Raw genomic sequence first — 23,561 nt, forward strand, 5'->3', positions numbered from 1 at the left:
GCTATGTACCGTACCCGCCGCCTCGCCACGTTGACACGTTCGCTGCGCCTTCTGCGCTCGTTCACCTACGAGCAGTTCCGCCCCGCCGTGTTCTACTCCGGCTTGGCGCGCGACACCCGCTCACTTCTCGACGCCCTGTGGCAGGACACCACCTGTCCCAGCCCATCCGGCCTCACCGGCCGTGCTGTGCTCGACGTCGGCGGCGGGCCCGGCTACTTCGCCGACGCGTTCGCCGACACCTTCTACGTCGGCATGGAACCGGATGTCTCCGAGCTTTCCGCAGCGGGGCTTTCCGGCTACGGCGCGGTGCGCGGGGACGGGACACACTTACCTTTTGCCGATGGCTCCTTCGACCTCGTCTACTCCTCCAACGTGGCCGAACACATCCCCAACTGGCGCGCCATGGGCGAGGAGATGCTGCGCGTGGTAAAACCCGGCGGGCTGGTCGTGCTGTCTTACACCGTGTGGCTGGGCCCCTTCGGCGGCCACGAGACCGGGCTGTGGGAACACTACGTCGGCGGCGAGTTCGCCCGGCGTCGGTACGAGCGGAAACACGGAACACCACCCAAGAACGTGTGGGGCACCTCCCTGTTCGCGGTCTCCGCCCGCGAGGGGCTGACGTGGGCGGAGTCGACCGGACGGTTGCTCACCGCCTTCCCGCGCTACCACCCGCACTGGGCGTGGTGGTTCACGCGCGTGCCGGTGCTACGCGAGTTCGCGGTATCGAACCTGGTGCTCGTGCTGCGGGGGTAGGTTCGCCAGACTCCATTGCTCTTACCGGGTACTTGGTGGATAATCACCTTGATACGGCCGACAGTGGCAGCCCGTATCGATGATCCCCCTAAAGAGAAGGACAGCAATGCAACTCCCATCCCAAGTTCAAGCCGCCATGAAGCAATTGCCTTTCACCCTGCAAACTGTAGGAGCGCTTCTGGCCAGCGTGATTGCGCTGGTTTACATTGTGACAGCTATCGAGGTTGGGGGATCTTCCTCGAAGGCACCGACCGTAGAGCCCCGCGGCGAGAAGTCTGTAATCCAGGTCGTCACGGTAGATGGAAAGTCAGCAGGTGTATGCCAACTTGGAGGCCTGCGCCAGGAAAAAGTGCACTACACCGACAAGAATTCCGTCTACTACTGGGAGCTCAAGCCAGGCGAAGAACGCATTGACGCGTCCTGTTCTAACGCCGTTGCCCTTTCCTCCGGTAAGAGGCAGTTGGAAGGCCACGCGATAGTAAAGAGCTTCGAAGCACCACAAGTTGTCACCATCACTGTGCAATAGCGTCGAGCAGTAACGACGTACAAGGAGCATCGTGACACGGCAGTCCGTCTTCACTTCCGAACTTGTGGGATCTGCCAGCACGACGCGGCGATACATCACGATCGCGTGGTTTCTTAGCAGTCGACTCTTTAGGCCGCACACACCGTCTACCAGAGCGATGTTTGATCCTTGGGTAACTTGCGTTGAACCTTTCCATGGGTAAAATGGCGGTAGAGAAAGTGAGGACAAGGTCCCTCGCTATGAGTGAGGAAAGGTCTACAGGACAATTTGCGCCGGTAGGCTTTTCCTTTTTCTCTACTGGGGGCGGGCCGAGTAAATTTTCTTGACGGTGCTCGTGCCCGTGAGCCACTGCTCGAGAACTGGGTCTATGCTCCCAACCAGCGAAAAAGCGTCACCAATCACATCGAGCACGTCAACATTGAGCAAACTATCCATGTGCGACACTCGATTACGCAGCAAATGAAGGTGGGCTACTCTCCAGTACGTCGTGTGCCCGTCAGGATCTAATTCATACGGAAACGCTGCTTCTAGCGCTTCTTCCCACATCCGAACACGATTCCTGTTCTCTCTCTTCTCCGGATCAGCATCAGGGTGATGGTTAGGGAGAATGTCTTTCCACATCCCAAACATGGTGTTCACCAATGCATCATCATGCGTAATCTCAGCCCCATAGCGAGGATGATCCATCGAACGATTGCCCGCAGACTTCCTCGCTCGTCTCAACGCCTCTCGTCGCTTGCCTTGAGTAAGGCCTCTCAGCGGGGAAGCCGGAGCGTCGAGAATCCAACTAGGATTACCGGTTTCCCGACGGTTCCACTCCTGCAACTTCTCATTCATCGCGTTGCGAACAAGTACCTCAGTAATGCCCAATGTTACTTGAACCGATGCCCCCAACTCGACACTCCACCGATACAGCGCAAGAGCCCTTTTCTTGTTGCCGTCTGCAGCAGAAAGATATGGGGCCATCCGAGCTGCCCCCAGGGCACCAACTACCGCATCCCTCGTGACTGATTTCATAACTTGAATACTGCCACAGTAATGATGTAGAACAGCCCAAGTGAAGTGCCCAGGGATGTGATCAAAAGTCAACGCCCCGCCGCGAAACTCGCACAACAAAAGGCCCGCCACCTGGCGGGCCTTTTTGTATCAGCAAGTTAGGAGCGTGCTGCCTTCACGCGCTCGGAGAGCTGGTCGAGCTGGTCGAAGAGCTCCTTCGGCACGCGGGAGCCGAGGCCCTCGAGGTACTCGCGGGCGTCTTCCACATCGTGTGCCCACAGCTCCGGATCCGGGTACAGGGCTTCCTTGACGTCCTCGACTGGGGTATCCAGGCCGGTCAGGTCCAGGTCCTCCACCTTGGCGGTGTTGCCCACCGGGGTCTGGTCCGCGTCGACCTTGCCCTCGATACGGTCGACGATCCACTTCAAAACGCGGGAGTTGTCGCCGAAGCCCGGCCACAGGAAGCGGCCGTCCTCACCGCGGCGGAACCAGTTGACCAGGAAGATGGACGGCAGACGGTCGCCGCCGCGCTCGCCCATGTCCAGCCAGTTCTGGAAGTAGTCGCCGACGTTGTAGCCGATGAACGGCAGCATCGCCATCGGGTCGTGACGCAGGGAGCCAACCTTGGCCTCAGCGGAGGCGGCGGTCTGGCCGGAGGCGAGCATCGCGCCGATCAGGGTGCCGTGCTCCCAGCTCAGGGCCTGGGTGACAAGCGGGACGGTGTCCGGGCGGCGACCGCCGAACAGGATCGCGTCGAGCTTGACGCCCTTCCAATCGTCGAACTCGGGGGCTGCAGTCGGGCACTGCTCGATGGCCACGCAGTAACGGGAGTTCGGGTGTGCAGCCTTCTCGCTGGACGCCGGGGTCCAGTCGTTGCCGCGCCAGTCGATGAGGTGCTCCGGCGCCTCGCCGTCCATGTCCTCCCACCACACGTCACCATCATCGGTCAGCGCGACGTTGGTGAACAGGGTGTTGCCCGGTTCCATGGTGCGCATGGCGATCGGGTTGGACTTGTAGTTCGTACCCGGGGCGACGCCGAAGAAGCCGTTCTCCGGGTTGACGGCGTACAGGCCGTCCTCCTTCAGGTGCAGCCACGCAATATCGTCGCCGACGACCTCCGCAGTCCAGCCCTCCAGCGACGGGGTGATCATGGCCAGGTTGGTCTTGCCACATGCAGACGGGAACGCACCCGCGATGTAGTAGTTCTTGCCCTCCGGGCTGGTCAGCTTGAGGATGAGCATGTGCTCAGCCATCCAGCCCTCTTCCTTCCCCATCACGGAAGCAATGCGCAGGGCGTAGCACTTCTTGGCCAGGATGGCGTTGCCGCCGTAGCCGGAGCCGTAGGACCAGATCTCCTTGGTCTCGGGGAACTGGGAGATGTACTTCGTGTCATTGCACGGCCAGGCGACGTCCTCTTCGCCCTCAGCCAGCGGTGCACCGACGGAGTGCAGACAGTGGACGAACTTATCGCCCTGAATCTTGTCCAGAGCTTCCTGGCCCATACGGGTCATCACGCGCATGGACATGACCACGTAAGCGGAGTCTGTCAGCTGCACGCCCAGCTTCGGGTCCGGGTCGCTGATCGGGCCCATGCAGAAGGGCACGACGTACATGGTGCGGCCCTTCATGGAACCGGAGAAGTGCTCCGTCATCTCTTCCTTGAGCGCGGACGGCTTCATCCAGTTGTTGGTGGGGCCAGCGCCCTCTTCCTCCTCGGTGGCAATGAAGGTGCGGGACTCCACGCGGGCAACGTCAGACGGGTTAGAGCGGGCCAGGAAGGAGTTCGGGCGCTTCTCCTCGTTGAGCTTGATCAGGGTGCCCTTCTCCACCAGCTCTGCGGCGAGACGGTCCCATTCCTCCTGGGAACCATCGGCGAAAACCACCTTGTCGGGCTGGAAGAGTTCGACAGCCTCGTTTACCCAAGCAATAAGTTCTTCATTATCGGTCAGAGCCGGGCCTTCCAAGCGTTGTACGGCAGTGGTCATGTGCTCTCCTTCATAGTTTTCGTCCGCGTATGTTCCCGCACATATCCTCGGGATTTCCAGAGTATCTGAAATACGCCCGCCTCGAGTCCCCTCCACATCACCCCAGGTGGCAAGCGGCGATCTTGCGTGATCCACACCATAAAAATGCGTGCGTTTTTACCCTCCAAACCGCCCCATTCAGGGGTAGGTGAGGACGCCAAACCGGCAAAAGAATGGCGCTCGGTACTGGGAAAACGGGGGTCAACCGTGGGGTCAAACGGAAATCTCTGCCCGACCTCCCCACCCGCTACCCCCGAAGGTGGGGGACAAGGGGGCGTCGATAAGCACTGCCCAAACTTGCATCCGCGCACGTCATGTGGACAATAATGACAATGAATACTCCTGATTTTTCTCAAACTCCCCGCGAGGGGACTGGCGAGCTGCCCGCCGGGCGGCCGCTGCAAACCGATTTTGGCACCGGCCTCGACTACCCGCGCCTCGGCTCGGTGACCTTCCGCCGCGGCACGCTCACCGACAACCAAGAGGCCCTGTTCAACGAGCATTGGCCGCGCCTGGGCAAGGTGCTGACCAACGAGACTGACGAGCATATCGACGTCGATGCGTGGTTCGGCCGCAGCGGCCACCCCACGATCCTGGAGATCGGATCGGGCACCGGCACCTCCACTGCCGCGATGGCGCCGCTGGAGGCAGACACCAACATCATCGCCGTGGAGCTGTACAAGCCGGGGCTGGCCAAGCTGCTCGGCGCAGTTGTGCGCGGCGGGATCGACAACGTGCGCATGGTGCGCGGCGACGGTGTGGAGGTGCTGGCCCGCATGTTCGGCGAAGAATCGCTGGACGGCGTGCGCATCTTCTTCCCCGACCCCTGGCCCAAGGCCCGCCATCACAAGCGCCGCATCATCCAGTCCGGCACACTCAACCTCATCGCTACCCGCCTCAAGCCGGGCGGCGTGCTGCACGTGGCTACGGACCACGCGGACTACGCCGAGTGGATCGACGAGCTGGTCGATGTCGAGCCCATGCTCGAGTACAAGGGCTGGCCGTGGGCGGAGGCCCCGCTCCTGACGGACCGCCAGGTCATCACTAAGTTTGAGGGCAAGGGCCTCAACAAGGATCACGTGATCCGCGAATACCTCTGGGAGAAGAAGTAAGGCATGGTTTTGCAGGACAAGTCGCACCCGTACACCCCCGGCGCACCCGCCGGCCCCGAGTCTTACCTCCTCGTGTGGGACGCGCCCAACCTGGACATGGGCCTTGGTGCCATCTTGGGCAGCCGCCCCACCGCCGCTTACCGGCCGCGCTTCGACGCCATCGGCCGCTGGCTGATCGAGCTGGCGCAGGAGCGCTCCGCCGCCGTCGGCTCCGAAGTCGAGCCGGAGGCCACCGTCTTCACTAACGTCTCCCCCGCCAGCGCGGACGCCGTGCGCCCCTGGGTTGAGGCGCTGCGCAACGTCGGTTTCGCAGTCTTTGCCAAGCCGAAGGTGGACGAGGACTCGGATGTGGACCAGGACATGCTCGATCACATCCAGCGCCGCCAGGAGGAAGGCGTGCTGCGCGGTGTGGTCGTTGCTTCTGCCGACGGGCAGAACTTCCAGGAGCCGATCGAGGCACTTGCCAACGCCGGCATCCCGGTCACAGTCCTCGGCTTCCACGAACACGCGGCCTGGGCGGTGCAGTCCGAGGCCATCGATTTTGTGGACCTCGAGGACATCCCAGGCGTGTTCCGCGAGCCGCTGCCACGTATCAACCTGGACCAGCTGCCCGAAGGCGGCGCCTGGATGCAGCCCTTCCGTCCGCTGTCCGCGCTGCTGCACAACAAGGACTAGGGAGCCAACACAGTGTTTTACAAGTGGGGCCACGCGGCATACCGCTACCGCCGGATCATCCCGCTGGTGGTCATTGCGATCATCCTGGTCATGCAGGTGCTCTTCGGCTCGAAGCTGGGCGAGCGCCTTTCGCAGGAGGGTTGGGAGGATCCGGGCGCAGATTCCACCGCCGCGGCCACGATTGAGCAGGACACCTTCGGTCGCGACAATGCGGGTGATGTGATCGTGCTGGTCACTGCGCCGAACGGGGTGCAGGACGAGGAAGTGATGCGCGCCGCGAATGAGCAGATCAGCGCGCTGCAGGAGAAGTACCCTGCGCAGATCGACCACGTGACCAGCTATTTTGCCAAGCCGAACCAGCAGCAGATCAGCGAGGACGGCACCCAGGCCTTTGCTGCCATCGGGCTCAAAGGCGACGGCGAGCAGACGCTGAAGGATTTCCGCACGATCGAGCCGGACCTACGTGCGATGGAGCTGCCCGGCGACGCGAAGGTGCAGATCGCGGGCGCGACCGCCGTCGCCGATGCGCTTGACGACGGCATGGCCGACGACATCGCCCGCGCCGAAAAAGTCGGCCTCATCTTCGTTGCCCTCATCCTGCTGTTCGTCTTCGGCGGCGTCATCGCCGCGGCAATGCCACTGATTGTGGGCATCCTGTCCATCCTGGGTTCCCTGTCGCTGCTGTCGATCCTGGCGCAGTTCCAGCAGGTCAACATCTTCTCCCAGTCCGTGATCACGCTTTTGGGCCTGGGCTTGGCGATCGACTACGGCCTGTTTATGGTGTCCCGCTTCCGCGAGGAGCTCGACCGCGGCCTGGACACGCGCGAGGCCGTCGCCGTGACCACCACGACGGCGGGCAAGACGGTGTTCTTCTCCGCGCTCATGGTGGGCGTGGCCCTGTCCGGCCTGCTCATGTTCCCGCAGGCATTTTTGAAGTCGGTAGCCTACGGCGCGATCAGCGCGGTCGTGCTCGCCGCCGTCATCTCGGTCGCGGTGCTGCCCGCCCTGTTCGGCATGCTTGGCCCCCGCATCGACATGTGGTCGGTGCGCCGCACCAGCCGCAAGGCCCGCCGGCTCGAGGACACCGTGTGGTACCGCATCCCCGCCTGGGCGATGCGCAACGCGAAAAAGATGGTCGTGGGTGTCACCGCCCTGCTCATCCTCATCACCGTCCCCGCCGCCGGCATCACCTTCGGCGGCATCAACGAGTCCTACCTGCCGCCCACGCAGGAAACCCGCCAGGCGCAGGACGAGTTCAACGAGGCCTTCCCCGCCTTCCGCACCGACCCCGTCAAGCTGGTGGTCACGGGCGCGTCGAATGAGCAGCTTGTCGACGTCGTCATGCAGGCCCGCAACGTCGAAGGTCTTGCCAGCCCCTTAAAGCCCTCGCACCCGACGCAGGACGGGACGACGATCCTGTCCGCCCCGCTCGCCGACCGCAACGGCGGCCAGGCGGTCGTCGACGCCCTGCGCGCCATCGAGACTCCGGAAGGCGTGGAGACCTACGTCGCCGGCACCCCGGCCATGGAGGTCGAGTCCATCGAGGCGCTGCTTGAACGGCTGCCGTGGATGGCGCTCTACATGGTGCTCGCCACCTTCCTGCTCATGGCGCTGCTTTTCGGCTCACTCATCTTGCCCGCGAAGGCCGTGATTATGAACGTCCTGGGTATCGGCGCGACCCTGGGCTTCCTCACTGCCGTCTTCGTGGACGGTGTTGGGTCCGGCCTGCTCAACTTCACCGCCGGCCCGCTGATGAGCCCGGTGCTCGTGCTCATCGTGGCGATCCTCTACGGCCTGTCCACGGACTACGAGGTCTTTTTGGTCTCGCGCATGGTGGAGGCGCGCCACAACGGGGCGTCGACAGACGAAGCGATCAAGGACGGCACCGCCCACACCGGCGGGATCATCACCGCCGCCGCTGCCATCATGATCGTGGTCGCGGCCGCGTTCGCGATGAGCGACATCGTGATGATGAAGTACATCGCCTTCGGCATGATCTTCTCGCTCGCCCTCGACGCCACGATCATCCGCCTCCTGCTCGTCCCCGCTGTGATGCACCTGCTGCGCGAGGACAACTGGTGGGCACCACGCTGGGTCCGGCGCGCCTACGAGTCGCTTGGCGAGGGGCGTGGCACTGGGGCGGTTGCGCCGGAGCCTGTACCCGCAGCGGCTGATGCTCACGCCGCTGCTCGCGGCGGCGAGATGGCGGTCGGGGACGCGGTCGTCGATACGCAGCCCACCCGCTCTGGGGTCACCGTCACGGAGAACCGCGACCTGGTCCCTTTCGACGAGCTGATGCGCCAGCTGGAGGAGCGGCGCGCGCTCGAGTACACGAGGAAGCGCGAGCTTGAACAGTAACACCGCCCGGTGGGTGCGCTGGCTCTCACCCGTGGCGCTGCTCGCGGTGCTTGCGGTGGCGTTTCGCAGCGAGCTCGGCTTCCTGACCGAGGCGTTCGCGGCCCTGCGCCGCGCCGTTGCCACCGCGCCCGGCCCGCTCGTCAGCGCAGTCATCGGCGCTTTCGGCGCGATTTTCGCCATGGCCGCGGTGATGAAAATCCTGCTCAACGTGGACGCCCCCCGCACCGACATGAGGCGCACCGTAGCGCTCACGCTCGGCTCCAACGCGTGGTCAACCTCCGTACCAGGCGGCCCCGCGCTCTCGGCGTGGCTGACCTACCGCGTGCAGCGCAGCTGGGGCGCGTCGACCGGCCTGTGCGGCTGGTTCTTCGTCATCTCGGGAGCGCTGTCCACGGTGTGGATGATGCTGATCGGCCTGGTCGCTGTCGTCTTCCTCGGTGCCTCGCTCTCCGTGACGACACTGGTGAGCACGCTGACGCTCACCCTCGCGGTCGTCGCCGGAATGTTCTGGGCCACGCGCAACCCCGACATTCTTACGCGCTGGGCCCGCTACCTACCGACGAGTGTGCGCAACCGGGTGACAAACGTGATCCAGCAGGTCTCGCAGATCCGCATGAGCGCCGGCCAGTTCGTCACCGCGGCCTGCTTCTCCCTCTGCAACCGGCTTCTCGACCTCATCGTGCTCTTCTTCTGCGTGTGGGCGGTCCTCGGCACGCCGCCAGGCATGCAGCCGGGACTCAACGAAGCCTCGCTCATGGGGGTCACGCTCGCGTTCATCATGACCAAGCTCGCCGGCGCCGCCCAAGTCACCCCGGGAGGGGTGGGCACTGTGGAGGCCGCCGCTGCCGCCTCGCTCGTCGCAGCGGGCATGACGCTTATCGACGCCACCGCCGCCACCCTCATCTACCGCATCATCTCCTTCGCGCTCATCACCGCTATTGGCTGGGTCGTCCACGTTGTCTGCTACGCCGGTCGTGGCTACATGCTGGGCGCGCCGTCGCGGTCGGGTGTTGGTTCCGGCTCCGACGAGCAGTGACAGTTTTCGCATTCGTTGTCCTCGCATGGTTTGTCGGCGAAGCTGTCGCCGTAGTCCTCGAGTTCGTGGTGTAGGCGTGCGCGGCCGTTGCGTGACGTGATTTAGCTCTCGCTTACGCTTGTCCCTGATGATTTCTACCGTCGTTGTTGCGCATTGCAGATTGCGCTGAATCCCACGCCTCAATCAGGTTTTGGGCCGCATTATCGCCACCTGGGACAAACGTTTTTAGCATGTCCACCACTTCACTAGTCCCCATCGTCCCCTTGTCGGAGTATTCATTAAACAGCACTACGGTTTCTCTGGGGAATAGCAATAGCCCTTGGTTTATATCGACCTCGTCGCCATTATTAAAAGCATGCACTGTTCCCAATAGTTTGAGTGCGAGCGTCTCTTGTTCGAAAGTCAAGGCCATGAGCATCGCTGCTTTTCGAAAGCTTGTTAACGGCGAGGGGAATGGGCTGTGCAGTTCAACCAACCGTTCAATTTGGACAGACAGATACTCTATTCTCCGCTCCAGGGCAGCGACGTCTACTGAGTCTTCTTCCACAAAACCTCTCCCTACAAAAAGACAAACATCAATGCTTCAGCTATATCAAAAGAAAATTCAGAGAGAAATATGATCTATGTGGTTTTTGGTGCCGTGGTCGCGCTATTCATCTCCTTATGCATCATGGCAATCGGGTACCTAGTCCACCTTTCAGCTGAGCGGAAAGTGCTTTCTCCATACCGTTTCCTAGTCGTGATGGTTTTACTAGCACCCGTTTTTCTGATCTACGACATACTCAACGATGAGTTGTGTAGCGGCCTTTTCAATTATGCGGTCAGCGGTTACTTAATAACCGCAGTCACCATCAGTTCCCTGTGGCACATCGTTGCGGATGAGCCCAGCGAAGCGTGGGAGTAGGAGCGGTCACCGGGAGAGGGTGTGTATCCAGCGCTTCCCGCGAGGTATTTATACAAGGTGGCCGCCCGATCCCGAGCCGACAGGCAACCACCGCTTTGAACCACCATCAGCCATCCCCCGGGCCTGGGCAATCTGGGCTCCGTTAAGCACCTTCGCCCGACCCTTGTAGACAGACAGCGCGCGCCTTCGCTCGGACGATGCCCTCGGCCTGGCGCTCCTTAATTATGGAGCGCTCAAACTCAGCCGCACTACCCATAAGCCGCAGCATCAACTTAGCGATCGGATTCGCCTTCACCGAATACGTCTGTCCCTCGCGCAGGAACCTCACCTAGCCCCGCGACTCACGAGGTCTTCGACAATAGGCCTTGACCAGAGTGGTTCCCGGCCAAGGCCCTGAATGGGCGGAGCGCTTAGTCCTTGCTATTGCGTCTTGACGTGAGGCTCCAGTAGATGCACATTGCTCCGATTACGGCGACAGTTCCAGCAGCCGCTATAACCGTAACCTCGCCCGTGCCCCGAGAGATTGCCAAGAGCACGCTCAGCAGCGAGAGCACGATAGCGATGACGCCAGCACCAAACCCGACACGTTCTGAAACATTCATTTTCAACACCTCCTAGCTGGGATCAGTAGTGCTTAGTTGAGCGGGCCGTAGTTAACCTTGCAAGCAGCGATCTGTTGCCATGGCAGTTCCAATATAGGTCGCGGCTGCCCCTCCGATAACCAAGCTACCACCGAGTGTGAGCTGTGCCATTGCGTCTGCGGCGAGCCGGCCGGGGCGATAGCACGTCGACAGGCGATACTTCCACCCCTGCGGAATTAGTCTGGCAAAACGCTGTACAACACGGCGCTTGCTAGCATGGCGGCATGAAGAAAACGATTTCGAAGCCGTACGCCATAGCCGCTGACTACGTCGCTATCGCGGTGTTTGCGCTGCTTGCGCGCGCTGCGCACCAGACCGAGGAGATGCCGTTTAATTTCACGGGCTGGCTGTCCACCCTGTGGCCGTTCGCGCTCGGCGTGACGTTGGGGTGGCTGATTGCCCGCGATAACAAGGGCGGTATCATCTGGCCGGTCACCGTCATCACGGGCCTGGTGATTTGGGGTATTCGGAACCAGTCGATCCCCCACTGGTCCTTCATCGTCGTGGCGACGACGATGTCTGCGCTGCTCATGCTTGGCTGGCGCGGCATTGCCAAGCTGGTGAGCAAGCGCAGCTAGCAACCGTAACTAGAAGCGAATACCGAAGTTGTACAGCGGGTCGCCGGTCTGGATTCCGTTGACGAACCAGACCAGCATGCTCAGCAGGTCACCGACGATATCGAGGGTGGAAGACAACATTATTCGCGCTACCTTTCTTGCGTGATCAACGTACGCATAGCCTATCGGCTACGTAACAAAACTGTTACAGCGGGCTGATTGTGTGCTTCTTCGGCAAGTCCTGCTCCTGCTTGGTCGCAAGCTGGCGCAGGGCGCGGCGCAGCGCGATGCGCGTCTCGTTCGGCTCGATCATCTGGTCAATGTAACCGCGCTCGGCAGCGACGTACGGCGAGGTCATGTTCTCGTCGTAGAAGTCCATGAACATCTTCTTCATCGCCTCGCGCTGCGCGGGGTCCTCGATGGCGGCGAGCTGCTTGCCCTGAATCATCACCACGGCAGCCGAGGATCCCATCACGGCGATCTGGGCGGTGGGCCACGCCAGGTTGATGTCGCCGCACAGGTTCTTCGAACCCATCACCGCGTACGCGCCGCCGTAGGCCTTGCGCACGATCAGCGCGACCTTCGGCACGGTGGCCTCCACACCCGCGAAGGCAAACTTCGCGCCGCGGTGGATCAGGCCCTCGCGCTCCTGCGCCACGCCGGGCAGGTAGCCCGGGGTGTCCACCACGTAGACGATGGGAATGTTGTAGGCGTCGCAGGTACGGATGAAACGCGCGCCCTTGTCGGCGGCATCCGCATCAATGCAGCCGGCCTGGTACATCGGGTTGTTGGCCACGAACCCGACAGCGCGGCCGTCGATACGCCCGAAGGCACAGATGAGGTTCTCGGCGTAGTTCGCTTGGATTTCGACGAGGTCTTCGTCGTCGCCAAGCTGGACCAGCAGGTCCATCATGTCGTAGCCGGCGTTCGTGTCGTCCGGCATGAAGGTATCCAGCTCGCTGTCGTCGAGCTCCTCGTCCTCCGGCGCCTCGACGAGCGGGGCCGGGTCGAAGGCCGAGGTCGGCAGGTGCGAGAGCAGGTCGCGGACGTAGTCGAAGGCCTCCTCCTCGGACGCCACCACGGCCTGGATGTTGCCGGACTGCTCCTGCACGCGCGCGCCACCCAGCTCGGCGGAGGTGATGTCCTCGCCGGTCACCTCGCGGATCACGTTCGGGCCGGTCACGTACATCTCGGATTCGCCGTCGACGGCGACCACGAAGTCGGTCGTCACCGGGGCGTAGACCGCACCGCCGGCGGACTTGCCCAGCATGATGGAGATCTGCGGGCTGCGGCCTGACAGGGGAAGCTGGCGGCGTGCGATCTCCGAGTACATCGCCAACGAGGTCACCGCGTCCTGGATGCGGGCACCGCCCGAGTCCTGGATACCGATGACGGGGCAGCCGATCTTGATGGCAAACTCCATCACCTCGACCACCTTGCGGCCAAAAGTTACGCCGACGGAACCGCCGTAGACGGTCTTGTCGTGCGCGTAGATCGCCACCGGGCGGTCGTCGATGCGTCCGTAGCCGGTGACCACACCATCCGAGTAGACGGCCTTATCATCGCCCGGGGTGCGCGCGAGCGCCCCGATCTCGACGAAGGAGCCCTCGTCGAGTAGCGCGGCGATGCGCTCGCGCGGCGTCGTGCGTCCTGCGTCGTCGCGGCGTTTGCGGGAGCGCTCCGAGCCCGGGTCCTGGGCCTTTTCCAGCCGGGCGCGCAGATCTGCAAGCTTATCGGCGGTTGTCATTCTCAATCCAATCATTCATGTGCTTGCCCACGATCCCCACCGCGGGCTCGTCCACTACGGCGAGGTGGTCGCCGGGCAAGTGCACGATCGTCAGATCTTTCACGATAGCGCCCCAGCCACCGTCCTCGTCAATGTGCGCGTAGTTCGGCTCCAGGGCGATCGCGCCGTCGTGCATCCGCTCCGCGCGGAACAGCAGCACCGGCACATTGACCTCGGCCCACTGGCCAAAGTCGAGATGGTTGAGGATCTGGTTGTCCACAAACGAGGCACGCTGGTGCTCAAGCACACCCGCGGCCAGGCCGTGCTCGGAAGCGTCGGTGGTGGCCAGGAATTGCGTGAGCATTTCCAGCAGCGCTTCCTCACCGGCGGTCTCCAACAGCTCGTAGGGCACCTCGAAGTCCAGGCCGTAGGTCTCCTTGGCAAAGGCGGCGTAGCGGCCCCAGCGCGCCTTCGTCTCCTCCGGCGTATCCGGGATCGGCTCGCTCGGCTGCGTCGTATCCAGCAGCGCGATGAAGTCAATCTTGTCGTTGCCCAGCTGGTGCGCGACCTCGTAGGCCAGCGCGCCACCGAAGGACCAGCCAGCCAGCACGACCTTGCGCCCGTTGGCCAGCTTCTCAATGTCTCCCACGTACGCTGCGGCGCGCTCCTTGAGCGAGCCTTCGCGGCGCTCCACGCCATAGACCGGCACGTTGTCCTTCAGGCGGCGGGCCAGCGGCGCGTACACGCTTGAGGACCCACCTGCCGGGTGGAACACGAAGACCGGGTTGACCTCGTCCGAACCGTCTCGGAAGACACGGATATTGCCCTCCACCTCGGTCTCCAACCCCTCGCGCACGAGGTTCGCCAGCGGCTCGAGCGTCTCCGCCTCACGCACCTGCGCAGCTGTGACCTCGATGCCGGAGCGCTCAGCAAGGTGCGCCGCAATCTTTTCCGCCTGGGCTTCGCTTATCGACGCCAACGTTGACGTCACACCAGCCGCAGCCTTCCCCGCGTACTTCGCCCACGCACCGAACACGAGGCGCTCGGACGCATCGCGCGGTGCGACGCCGACGCCCTGCGATTCGGCGGGCTCAGCGGCAGGTGCAAGCTCGGCGGCAGGCTCGGACTCCGCGCTTTCGCGGCCCGCAACGGCGTCTTCGACGATGCGGATGACGTCGGCCACGGAGGCGTCGCGAAGCGTCTGCACCTGCAGCGGCGGGATTTGGAAGTCGTTTTCCACGCGGTTCTTAATCCGCATGCCCATCAGCGAGTCCAGCCCCAGGTCGATCAGGGGCAGCTCGTCGGGCAGGTCGTCCGGGTCGTAGCCCATGGACTCGGAGACGATGCCGCGCAGGCGCTGCGCGACCGTCTCGCCGGAGGCCGGGTCCCAGCGGACCGCGTCTACCTCGTCGGAGCTGGGCTCTGCGGCTGCCGCGGGGGCAGCGGCAGGCTCAGGCGCGGCGACCCCCGCGAGGTGCCCGTCCCCGCCCAGGTCGAGCGTGGTGACGAAGCCCTCGGCAAGCAGGGTGTCCTCGTGGTACACCTCGACGCTGGCACCGCCGAGGCTGCGCTTGACCACGGTGGTCACCTCGCCGTCGGCAGGCAGGTAGCCGTGCTCCTCGCTAGCCACGACCCGCGAGTTCGGCAGCACCTCGGCGGCCGCGGCCTCGATGAGCTGGTAGGGGCTAAAGACCTGGTCGGCCTGGGTGGCAAAGGCCACTTGCCCGCCGGGCAGGTTCACGCGCGACCCCAACAGCGACGCCGTCGCAGACGACGGGCGTGCCGCGGTCCAGTAGGAGTTGGCGTGGAAGACGGTGCGCGGGGCGTCGATACGCGGGCCCGGCCCGTAGAAGGGGGCGAAGTCGACCGACATTCCGCCGACGTAGAGCTTGGATGCCAGGTCGATCAGCGAGTCGACCTCGTCCACCTTGCGCTTCGCGGTAAACAGCAACTGCGCGTCCGGCTTGCCCACGGAGAAAGCGGTGTTCATCATGCCCATCACCGCAACCGGGTTCGGGGCGACCTCCACCAGCGTGGTGTGGCCGGCCGCAAACGCCTCCTCGGTGGCGTCTTGGAAGTACACCGGCTGGCGGGTCATGCGCAGGAAGTACTCCTCATCGTGCACGACCGCGCCTGCCGGGTACACCTCGCCGCGATCCACCGAGCTAAACAGCGGCACGCGCAGTGGGCGGGCGTCGATACCCGCAATGCTGGCGGCCAGATCGCCCAGGATCGGGTCCAGCGCAGAGGTGTGGCCCGCGCCGCGCACGTTGAGCTTGCGGGCGAACTTCTCCTCCGCGGTCAAGGCCTCGACGATGTAGTCGACCGCCTTGCCCGGGCCACCGACGGTGGTCATGCCGGGGCCCGCGTAGACGGCGGGCTCGACGCCCGCTGCCTCCGGGTGCGCGTCGATGAATTCGGCGAGCTGCTCGCGCGAGAGCTCGACGACCACCATCGCGCCCTCCTCGTCGGTACCGGCGATCATCGCCTCGCCCTCGCCCATGAGGCGGGCGCGTTGGCAGGCGATCAGCATGGCGTCCTTGGCAGACAAACCGCCGGCTGCATAGCCCGCGGCGATTTCACCCATGGACATGCCCATCGTCGCCGCCGGGGTGATTCCCACAGAAGCGAGCAGGTCAGTCTGCGCGATCTGGATCGCGGTGATGGTGACCTGGCCGGTCTCGGTATCGTAGGTCTGCCCGTCATCAGTGATGATGTCCAGCATGGACCAGCCGGCCTCGTAGCGGACGTACTCATCCAGCTCGCGCATCCGGGCGGCGAACAGCGGCGAAACATCCAGCAGGCGCTTGGCCATCTTGCGGTGCTGCGAGCCGAAACCGGAGTACACAAACACCGGGCCGGTGGCGGCGGGCGAATCCGCAACGGACACGCCAGGGCCTACCTTGCCGTCGGCAACGAGGCGCAGGCGCTTGATCGCCTCCTCAACGCTCGTGGCTTGCACGACGGCAGCGGAGCGGCCGTGATTTCGCTTGGCCAGCGAACGCGCCAGCGGTGCGAGCTCCTTACCCGGGTTGGCTTCCAGGTAGTCGGCGAGCTGCGCTGCCGCTTCCTTACGGCGCGAGGGCAACAGTCCCGAGACCGGCAGGGCAACCTGCTCGGCCGCGCCAACGACGAAGGCGTCTTCTGCAGGTGCCTCCGCCTCGTAGTCAGCCGCGTCAAAGTCAGTAACGACGACGTGCGCGTTCGTACCGCCGAAGCCGAAGCCGGATACCCCGGCGATGCGGCGGCCCGAGTAGCGCGGCCACTCGCGCGGGTCAGCGACGACCTCAATGCGCTCCGCGTCAAAGTCCACGAAGTGGTTCGGCGCAGTGAAGTTCGCGCTGGCGGGAACAATATCGTGCTTGAGCGCTTCGAGCACCTTAATCATCGCCACGACACCGGCGGCGGATTCGGAGTGGCCAATGCTGGACTTCGCCGACCCCAGCAGCAGCGGCGCGGAGGAGTCGCGGCCGCGGCCGAGTACCTCGCCGAGCGCGGTCGCCTCGATCGGGTCACCAAGAATGGTGCCGGTACCGTGCGCCTCGACTACGTCCACGTGGTGCGGGTCGATGCCTGCGTCCGCATACGCGCGGCGCAGCACGTCCACCTGCGCGTCCGGGTTCGGGGCGGTCAGGCCATTGGAGTGCCCGTCGGAGTTGGTCGCCGAGCCCTTAATCACGGCCAAAATCTCGTCGCCGTCAGCCATCGCGTCGGCGACGCGCTTGAGCACGACGAAGCCTGCGGCCTCGGAGCGGACGATGCCGTCAGCATCATCCGAGAACGCGTGGATACGCCCGGTCGGGCTAATCACGCCCAGCTCGGAGAACATCAGCGAAGCAAAGGGATTCGCCAGAATATTCACGCCACCAGCCAGGGCCAGGTCCGCTTCCCCGTCGCGCAACGCGCGCACCGCGTGGTGCACCGACACCAGCGAAGACGAGCAGGCAGTATCCACGTTCATCGAAGGCCCGCGGAAGTCAAAGGCATAAGAAATGCGGTTCGGAATGATCGAGCTCGCCGCACCGGTCAGCGCGTACGGGTGGGCCTGTGCCGGGTCCGCGCCCATGAGCATCCCGTAGTCGTTGGCAGAGGAGCCCACGAACACACCGACCGGGGTGCCGCGCAGCGAGTCCGCCGGGATGTGCGCATCTTCCAGCGCCTCCCACGCCACCTCGAGCATGATGCGCTGCTGCGGGTCCATGTTGGTGGCTTCCAGCGGGGAGAGACCGAAGAACTCGTTATCGAAGGAGGCAATGTCATCGAGGTAGCCGCCGTCGGTCGCTTCCTCCGCCATCTTTGTGCGCAGGTAGGGGTCGCCGGAGTACTCGCTCCACCTGCCCTCGGGCAGTGGGCCGGTGGCCACGTGCCCGTCGAGAAGCAGCTGCCAGAAGGCTGCCTGATCCTTCGCACCCGGGAAGCGGCCGGCCGAGCCCACGATCGCGATATCGCGTTCGGCCGGGGCCAATGCTTCTCGACGCCCCGTCGACCCGCGCTTTGCGCCCCCGGAAACCGGGGTCTGCGTGAGCGCCTTGGCCAGCGCCAGGATCGTCGGGTGCTGGTAGGCAATCGTGGGATCGACGCGGCGGCCGAGCGTACGCTCCAGCTCGCCGGAAAGCACCACAGCGTCCCGCGAGGACAACCCGTAGGACTCGAGCGACCGGGCCGGATCGACCTCTTCGGCGCTGGTGACGTCGGTGGTCTCGGCCACCCACTGGCTAAGCCAGCGGATCAATTCAGTCTCAGACATCTTCATAACATCCAAGACTATCGCCCTACTGCGCGCTTTCGTTAGCACGCTCCTGGTAGCGTTTCGCGTTCACGCGGCGAGCGATCTTGCCGGAGGAAGAACGGGCGATCTCGTTCGGCGCGAAGAACTCCACTGCGTCCGGGGAAATGCCGTGGTGGCTGGAGACTGCGGCGCGGATCGCGTCTACCGCAGCGGCGTCGTCGGCCTCGTCGGCGGTGTCGCCGCGCTCGACCAAAATGATCAGGCGCTCCACGTCCTCGCCCGGAACGGAGAAGGCGGCGACGGAGTCCTTGCGCACCTGCTCGGAGGCCTCCATGACGGTGGCCTCAATGTCCTGCGGGTAGTGGTTGCGCCCGGCGATGACCACCAGGTCCTTCACACGCCCGGTGATGAACAGCTCGCCGTCGACCAGCACGCCGAGGTCGCCGGTGTTGAGCCAGCCATCCTTCGGCAGGCCCTCCTGGAGCGTGGTGCCGATGGTGTTGGCAAACGTATCGGCGGTCTCCTCCTTGCGCTCGAGGTAGCCGCCCGCGACGTTCGGGCCGTGGACCCAGATCTCGCCGACGTTGTTCTCGGCCACCTCGTCCTTCGTCTCCGGGTCGACGATGGCAAAGTGCATCCAGTTGACCGGCTGGCCGTTGGCGGCGAACTCCACGCCTGCGCCGTCGGCCACCTTCGTAGCCTTGCCCGTGGCGAGCTCATCGCGGTCGAAGGTGGCAAAGCGCGGGATCTCGGCGCTCTTGCCGGCCTGCGGGGTGGTCACGATCAGGGTGGCCTCGGCCAGGCCGTAGGAAGGCCGAAGCACCTCGCGGCGCATGCCGTGTTCGCCAAAGGCGTCAAAGAAGGCGTCCACGCCCGGCTTGGTCACCGGCTCGGAGCCAATGATGATGCACTCGAGCTGGGAGAAGTCATAGTCCGGCATGTCCGGGCCCGGCGCGGCGTAGCGTGCCGCCATGTCGAGCGCGAAGTTCGGGACCACGGTGTAGACGTGCATGTCCTCCGGGTCGCCTTCGCGGCGCGAGAGGCGCTCGACCCAGCGCTTCGGCTGCTGCACGAAGGCCTGCGGGGTGAAGATCTCCATCTCGTTGCCCAGGATGATCAAAAGTGTGCTTACCACGATGCCCATGTCGTGGTGCATCGGCAGCCAGGACACCAGGCGCATCGGCTGGTGTACGCCCACGCCCGCGTAAATCTGGATGACGTTGGAGACGATGGACTCGTTGGTCAGCTCCACGCCCGCTGGGGTGCGGGTCGAGCCGGAGGTGTACTGCAGAAACGCGGTGTTCTTAGACGTATCGGTGCCCGGGGCGACCTCGAGCGGCGCCCAGCTTTCGGCAAGCGTGTCCGGCAGTGCGTCGACTGCGATGACGCGGGGGCGCTCGGCAGACGGCACATCTGCGAAGTAGGCGCGCACGGCGGGCGCGCCCTTCTTGTTGGTCAGCACCGTGGTCGCGCCCGAGTCGTAGAGCACGGCGCGCAGGTGGTCCTCGTGGCCAGGCTCGTTCGGGTCATACAGCGGGATGGGAACCTGGCCCGCGTACATGCCAGCCATGAAACCCAGGATGTACTCTGGCGAGTTTCCAGCAAGGATAGCCACGCGATCACCGGGTTTGCCCACCTGCATCAGCCGGGTCGCGATCGCCTTGATGCGGGTGTTGACCTCGCGGCGGGTGTATTCCACCGTCTCGCCCTCGGCGGACTCGGAGTAGTCCCAGAAGCGGATGTTCACCGCGTCTGCCTGGCCCGCCTGGAGGGCGGCACCGTAGAGCATCTCCGTCATGGCGGGGATGGTGAAATTTGGGGGCAGGGCGATCTGGCCCTTCTCATCAAGGAAGCGGGCGATGATTGCTTGGAGATCCATGAAGTCGGTTCCTTCTAAACTAGTTAGTTCCTACAAAGAATCTATAGTAGTGCGTGCCCACTCCACCGTCCACTGTGGAGTGGTCGTGCCCGGAATCACATCCGGGTTTGTGGCATACATCGCATGATTCCCGTTCGCCATTACCAACTCCTGGGCCCGCTCCAAAGCATTGCCCACACGCGAGGGCGCATCGCACACCGCGTCAGCAGGCGCGCAGATCTCAAAGGTACGGTCCGCCACCTCGCCGAAGCCGCCCGGCCGCGCCCCCGTCATCGTCGCCCCCGGGGTCGCCCCGTCCACCACAAATTGCAACGGCTGCAGCGCGATCTCCGCACCCACGCCCTGCAGTGGCACGCCCGGGTTGACGCCGACGCCGTTCTCACGGCGACCGTCGGCAATCATCACCGCCCCCAGCAGGCGCTCCGGCGGCACCGCGTTCGCGCCGGTGCCGATCTCATTGGCCACATCGCCGACGATCACCGCGCCCTGGCTGAAGCCCGCGATGATGAACTTCGTGCTCGGGCACGTTGTCGCCACGTGCGCGAGCTCCCCATTGAGCTTGGCCTTGCCCTCAGCGCGCGAAGCATCGTAGGTCATCTCGCGACGCCCGCGCTCAGTCTGGATATTCCGGAACTGCGCGGTGTACGGCACGGTAAAGACGCGCACGTGGTTGATGTCGTAGGCCTGCTGCAGCGGCTGCGTAATAGAGAGCATGAAGCTCTTCGGGTTGGCCTGGGGGTTGAACGGGTCATCGTCCGCCGAAGACTCCCAGGTCCCCGGCACCGAGACGAACTCCACCGCCGGGCACCAATCCGGCTCGGCCGGTGCCTGCGCGCTCGTCTCTGCCCCGTCGTCTTGCCCCGGGATCGGGGAGAGCGGGGAGCCGGAGTTCTCAGTAGTCTGCCACTGGTAGATGCCCAGCCCGATCACCCCGAGGACGACGAGCACGGCAGCAACAATAAACGCGTTGCGCCCTTTGCGCATGGAAACCCTTTCTTAACAGAGGTTCGCGCGCGCGGTGTCCGCAATCAGCGTGCCCAGGGCAGCGGGGTCCATATCGGTGCGCCGCTGCTCCACGAGCTGGCCGGCAACCGCGTCGCGCGTGACAGTATCGTCCGCGCATACGGTACGCCCCGTCGCTGTGAGTTGATCCTCAACTCCCTCAATGTTCAGCCCGCGCTCGCTGAGCTGCTGCAAGTACGCCTCTTCCTCCGGGCTAAAGCCCGAGGACTGCTCCGGCGCGACCGTCACCTCTTGCGCAGGTTGGTCGCGCGGGGCGGTGTTCGCCGGTAGAGCGGAGCTGCGTGTGCTTTCGCTTGTCGACGCCTCCGAGCCCGCATCCTTCGCTGCCGACGTCTCCGACGTCACCGATTCCGCCGGCGTGACGTCGTCACCCTCGACGGTGGTGGAGCCGGAGCAGGCGGTGAGCGTGCACGCGAGCGTCGTCAAGCAAAGCGCAGCCTTCAGGCGTTTCATCGCTTCACCACCACGCCATTGACCTGTTCCAAGGTGCCGTGCTGGAAGTCAATGGTGAGTCCGCCTGCGCGGATGTCCTTCATGTCGCTGACGGGCCAGCCCAGCTCGCCCTGCTCGTAGCCGCGCTTGCCCCACTCGTCGAAGATGTCGCCGTAGTAGATCACGTGCGCGCCGGTGCCGGCGGACCAGTAGATGTTGCCATTCTCAAAGGGCTGGAAGAACCCACCCTTGATGGCAATCTCGCCGCCCGTCGGGTAGCCCAGCGCCGAGGTGGCGGTGCCCAGCTCCCCGTACTTCTTGCCGATCGCGCCGTGCACGATGTGGTGCGAGCCGTCCGGGTTGCGGGTGAGGTAACCGCCCTGGAACTGCTGTACGTAGCCCTTGCCTACCTTGGTGGCCTCCGCGACCGGGTACTTCAGGTCACCGGTCTCGTAGCCGTTCTTACCCCAGGCCTTGAACATGTCGCCCGGGATGGCGTAGGCACCCGTCTCCGCGGTCCAATAGATCGAGCCGTGCTCGAAGTGCACGAAGCGGCCCTTGCCGTCCGGCGCGGTGATCTCACCCGTGGTGGGGAAGCCGAGCCAGCCCTGGGCACCGCCCAGGCCCGAGTACTTGGCCAGGATCGCGCCGAAGAGCGCATGCGCGCCGGTCTCCGGCGACCAGAAGGCGGTGCCGCCACGGAAGTCCTGGGCCTTGCCCTTTGTATCCTTGCCCGCGTCGTACTCGTTATTCACGCACGTGCCGATGACGCCCGACTTCGTCACCTCCGCGATCGCGCCGACCGGGGTGCAGTCCGCGCCGCGGTCTGCCTCGGCCACCTCGAGTGAGTTAGCGATGTAGGGCCACGCCTGCGTCATCTCGAACTGCCAGTACTCCCAGGAGTGCACGCCCGAGGGACGGAACTTCACGATCGGCTTGACGTTGGTGCGGCTCGCGTAGTCCACGAAGGTCTGGGTGGACAGGCGAGAGATGACCTCCAGGCCCACACCGGCCGGGTTCGCCGCGCCCTTGGCCACAGACTCCGGCTGACCAAAGTCGTCACGGCCCGAGCCGGAGGAGACGTAGACAGTCATGCCCTTCAGGTTCTCGATGCCCAGCTTCGGGTCGTGGTCGATCCAGTCCTGCGAGCCCAGCGGGCCCCACATCGCCTCGGCGTCGTAGCCACCCGCGTCCAGCTGCGCCGCCTTGATCGCGGTCGGCATGCCGGTCGTGGTGGTGTCCAGGTAACCGGAGAACGAGCCGACGAAGTTGAACAGGTGCGGGTTGCGCTCCGCCAGGTTCACCGCGGCGGTACCGCCCATGGAGATGCCGGTCAGCGCGCGCTTACCGTTGGCGCGGAAGCGGTTGTGCAGAATCGGCACGAGCTCCTTGGTCAGGAAGGTCTCCCACTTGTAGTGCTTGCCGTTGTTCGGGCGCTGCCAATCCGAGTAGAAGGAGGACTCGCCGCCCACCGGCAGGATGACGTTGACGTTCTTGTCCGCGTAGAACTGCTCGATGTTGGTCTCGATGGTCCAGCCGTTCTCGTCGTCGCGGGCACGCAGACCGTCGAGCGCCCACACCTCCGGGAACTTCGCCTCGGGGTTGGAGTGCCAGTCGCGAGCCAGGAGGATCTGCACCTGGACCAGCTCGTCCGGCATTGCTGCGGACTTGATAAAGACGGCGACGCGGCGGTTGGTCAACCACTCGATGCGGTCCACGCTCACGCCATCGGGCAGGCCCGGGATCTCGGGGTGCTCATCCACCTCGATCGGCGTGCGCTTCGGCGGGTCCTTCGGGCGGATCGCGTCCGACAGGCCGCGGGAATCGCCGAAGGTGCTGCTGCCACTGCTGCTCAGCTGTGCTTGAGCCTGCGGTGCCACGGCGGGGAGCGTCGATGCGATCATGAGCATCGCGGTGGGCACTGCCGCCGTGCGGGCGGCACGCTGCCACATCTTGGGGGAACGGTGTTCGCGCATGAAGGTGTCCTGCCTCATCTAAAAAACGGTCATGTGAGCATCGCGTCGCACGTCCGGCCAGTCCGGGGGTTCCCCTCCCCCGGCATAAGCCAGTTCGGCGACGCTGCAATAACCCAAAGGTTAAGTTTCACTTGAGACTTTACACGGTGACACGCCGGGAGCTTCCCTGACAATTGTGTTCAGCTCGCAACGCAAAACCCCGCCCCCGCAGGCG

At 64.3% G+C, this 23,561-nt stretch carries 17 protein-coding genes; 7 read left to right on the plus strand and 10 right to left on the minus strand.

Features of this window, described 5'->3' with window-relative positions; translation table 11 throughout:
- Window positions 1-3 precede the first annotated feature (3 nt).
- The gene (locus CIMIT_RS10670) at window positions 4-753 is read left to right on the plus strand and encodes a class I SAM-dependent methyltransferase (protein WP_038592796.1); all 750 of its coding nucleotides are present in this window, start codon (window positions 4-6) and stop codon (window positions 751-753) included.
- A 106-nt stretch (window positions 754-859) separates the two neighbouring features.
- A complete protein-coding gene (locus tag CIMIT_RS10675; RefSeq protein ID WP_038592799.1) occupies window positions 860-1,279 on the plus strand; it encodes a hypothetical protein in 420 nt (139 codons plus the stop codon).
- A gap of 294 nt (window positions 1,280-1,573) precedes the next feature.
- Here CIMIT_RS10675 and CIMIT_RS10680 read toward each other — a convergent pair whose 3' ends face one another.
- Both CIMIT_RS10680 and CIMIT_RS10685 read right to left on the minus strand, forming a co-directional pair.
- Window positions 1,574-2,296, minus strand: a complete 723-nt coding sequence (locus CIMIT_RS10680; RefSeq protein ID WP_231910293.1) for a hypothetical protein — start codon at window positions 2,294-2,296, stop codon at window positions 1,574-1,576.
- Between the two features lie 137 nt (window positions 2,297-2,433).
- Window positions 2,434-4,260 carry a phosphoenolpyruvate carboxykinase (GTP) gene (locus CIMIT_RS10685; protein ID WP_038592802.1) on the minus strand — a complete coding sequence of 609 codons (1,827 nt, stop codon included), beginning with the start codon at window positions 4,258-4,260 and terminating at the stop codon, window positions 2,434-2,436.
- Window positions 4,261-4,631: 371 nt separating this feature from the next.
- Between CIMIT_RS10685 and trmB the strand changes: the two genes are divergently transcribed.
- From trmB to CIMIT_RS10705, 4 genes are read left to right on the plus strand one after another with little or no spacing between them, the layout of a single operon-like run.
- Window positions 4,632-5,411, plus strand: a complete 780-nt coding sequence (gene trmB, locus CIMIT_RS10690) for a tRNA (guanosine(46)-N7)-methyltransferase TrmB (RefSeq protein ID WP_038592805.1) — start codon at window positions 4,632-4,634, stop codon at window positions 5,409-5,411.
- 3 nt (window positions 5,412-5,414) lie between these two features.
- A complete protein-coding gene (locus tag CIMIT_RS10695) occupies window positions 5,415-6,086 on the plus strand; it encodes an NYN domain-containing protein (protein ID WP_038592808.1) in 672 nt (223 codons plus the stop codon).
- 12 nt (window positions 6,087-6,098) lie between these two features.
- A complete protein-coding gene (locus tag CIMIT_RS10700) occupies window positions 6,099-8,444 on the plus strand; it encodes an MMPL family transporter (RefSeq protein ID WP_038592811.1) in 2,346 nt (781 codons plus the stop codon).
- Window positions 8,434-9,480: a lysylphosphatidylglycerol synthase transmembrane domain-containing protein gene (locus CIMIT_RS10705; RefSeq protein ID WP_038592814.1), complete on the plus strand. Its 1,047-nt coding sequence runs from the start codon at window positions 8,434-8,436 to the stop codon at window positions 9,478-9,480. Before CIMIT_RS10700 ends, CIMIT_RS10705 begins: the two co-directional genes overlap by 11 nt.
- A gap of 112 nt (window positions 9,481-9,592) precedes the next feature.
- Here CIMIT_RS10705 and CIMIT_RS10710 read toward each other — a convergent pair whose 3' ends face one another.
- Both CIMIT_RS10710 and CIMIT_RS13085 read right to left on the minus strand, forming a co-directional pair.
- On the minus strand, window positions 9,593-10,027 hold the full coding sequence (locus tag CIMIT_RS10710) for a hypothetical protein (protein WP_144311854.1): 435 nt from the start codon (window positions 10,025-10,027) through the stop codon (window positions 9,593-9,595).
- A 499-nt stretch (window positions 10,028-10,526) separates the two neighbouring features.
- Window positions 10,527-10,652 carry a recombinase family protein gene (locus CIMIT_RS13085; protein ID WP_328286456.1) on the minus strand — a complete coding sequence of 42 codons (126 nt, stop codon included), beginning with the start codon at window positions 10,650-10,652 and terminating at the stop codon, window positions 10,527-10,529.
- Between the two features lie 597 nt (window positions 10,653-11,249).
- Between CIMIT_RS13085 and CIMIT_RS10725 the strand changes: the two genes are divergently transcribed.
- Window positions 11,250-11,603, plus strand: a complete 354-nt coding sequence (locus CIMIT_RS10725) for a DUF3054 domain-containing protein (protein WP_231910294.1) — start codon at window positions 11,250-11,252, stop codon at window positions 11,601-11,603.
- Window positions 11,604-11,787: 184 nt separating this feature from the next.
- On the opposite strand, the gene CIMIT_RS10730 is transcribed toward CIMIT_RS10725, so the two are convergent.
- From CIMIT_RS10730 to CIMIT_RS10755, 6 genes are read right to left on the minus strand one after another with little or no spacing between them, the layout of a single operon-like run.
- Window positions 11,788-13,329 (minus strand): acyl-CoA carboxylase subunit beta, encoded by a 1,542-nt coding sequence (locus CIMIT_RS10730; protein WP_084674360.1) that lies wholly within the window; start codon window positions 13,327-13,329, stop codon window positions 11,788-11,790.
- Window positions 13,313-18,055 (minus strand): polyketide synthase Pks13, encoded by a 4,743-nt coding sequence (gene pks13, locus CIMIT_RS10735; RefSeq protein WP_038594752.1) that lies wholly within the window; start codon window positions 18,053-18,055, stop codon window positions 13,313-13,315. Before pks13 ends, CIMIT_RS10730 begins: the two co-directional genes overlap by 17 nt.
- Window positions 18,056-18,080: 25 nt before the next feature.
- A complete protein-coding gene (locus tag CIMIT_RS10740) occupies window positions 18,081-19,916 on the minus strand; it encodes a FadD32-like long-chain-fatty-acid--AMP ligase (protein ID WP_038592826.1) in 1,836 nt (611 codons plus the stop codon).
- A 30-nt stretch (window positions 19,917-19,946) separates the two neighbouring features.
- Window positions 19,947-20,900, minus strand: a complete 954-nt coding sequence (locus CIMIT_RS10745) for a cutinase family protein (protein ID WP_038592829.1) — start codon at window positions 20,898-20,900, stop codon at window positions 19,947-19,949.
- 12 nt (window positions 20,901-20,912) lie between these two features.
- Complete coding sequence (locus CIMIT_RS10750; RefSeq protein ID WP_051904960.1) at window positions 20,913-21,392, minus strand: DUF732 domain-containing protein; 480 nt, start codon at window positions 21,390-21,392, stop codon at window positions 20,913-20,915.
- Complete coding sequence (locus CIMIT_RS10755) at window positions 21,389-23,347, minus strand: alpha/beta hydrolase-fold protein (RefSeq protein ID WP_084674361.1); 1,959 nt, start codon at window positions 23,345-23,347, stop codon at window positions 21,389-21,391. Before CIMIT_RS10755 ends, CIMIT_RS10750 begins: the two co-directional genes overlap by 4 nt.
- Between the last annotated feature and the right edge of the window lie 214 nt (window positions 23,348-23,561).

Origin of the sequence: Corynebacterium imitans, assembly GCF_000739455.1 — a bacterium.
GTDB lineage: Bacteria > Actinomycetota > Actinomycetes > Mycobacteriales > Mycobacteriaceae > Corynebacterium > Corynebacterium imitans.

What these genes read in the sequence shown, in the direction of transcription:
- CIMIT_RS10750 (WP_051904960.1), bottom strand. Translation starts at nt 21,392, where the DNA reads ATGAAACGCCTGAAGGCTGCGCTTTGCTTGACGACGCTCGCGTGCACG.
- CIMIT_RS10740 (WP_038592826.1), bottom strand. Translation starts at nt 19,916, where the DNA reads ATGGATCTCCAAGCAATCATCGCCCGCTTCCTTGATGAGAAGGGCCAG.
- CIMIT_RS10680 (WP_231910293.1), bottom strand. Translation starts at nt 2,296, where the DNA reads ATGAAATCAGTCACGAGGGATGCGGTAGTTGGTGCCCTGGGGGCAGCT.
- CIMIT_RS10695 (WP_038592808.1), top strand. Translation starts at nt 5,415, where the DNA reads ATGGTTTTGCAGGACAAGTCGCACCCGTACACCCCCGGCGCACCCGCC.
- trmB (WP_038592805.1), top strand. Translation starts at nt 4,632, where the DNA reads ATGAATACTCCTGATTTTTCTCAAACTCCCCGCGAGGGGACTGGCGAG.
- pks13 (WP_038594752.1), bottom strand. Translation starts at nt 18,055, where the DNA reads ATGTCTGAGACTGAATTGATCCGCTGGCTTAGCCAGTGGGTGGCCGAG.
- CIMIT_RS10675 (WP_038592799.1), top strand. Translation starts at nt 860, where the DNA reads ATGCAACTCCCATCCCAAGTTCAAGCCGCCATGAAGCAATTGCCTTTC.
- CIMIT_RS10745 (WP_038592829.1), bottom strand. Translation starts at nt 20,900, where the DNA reads ATGCGCAAAGGGCGCAACGCGTTTATTGTTGCTGCCGTGCTCGTCGTC.
- CIMIT_RS13085 (WP_328286456.1), bottom strand. Translation starts at nt 10,652, where the DNA reads ATGCTGCGGCTTATGGGTAGTGCGGCTGAGTTTGAGCGCTCCATAATT.
- CIMIT_RS10755 (WP_084674361.1), bottom strand. Translation starts at nt 23,347, where the DNA reads ATGCGCGAACACCGTTCCCCCAAGATGTGGCAGCGTGCCGCCCGCACG.
- CIMIT_RS10725 (WP_231910294.1), top strand. Translation starts at nt 11,250, where the DNA reads ATGAAGAAAACGATTTCGAAGCCGTACGCCATAGCCGCTGACTACGTC.
- CIMIT_RS10685 (WP_038592802.1), bottom strand. Translation starts at nt 4,260, where the DNA reads ATGACCACTGCCGTACAACGCTTGGAAGGCCCGGCTCTGACCGATAAT.
- CIMIT_RS10670 (WP_038592796.1), top strand. Translation starts at nt 4, where the DNA reads ATGTACCGTACCCGCCGCCTCGCCACGTTGACACGTTCGCTGCGCCTT.
- CIMIT_RS10730 (WP_084674360.1), bottom strand. Translation starts at nt 13,329, where the DNA reads ATGACAACCGCCGATAAGCTTGCAGATCTGCGCGCCCGGCTGGAAAAG.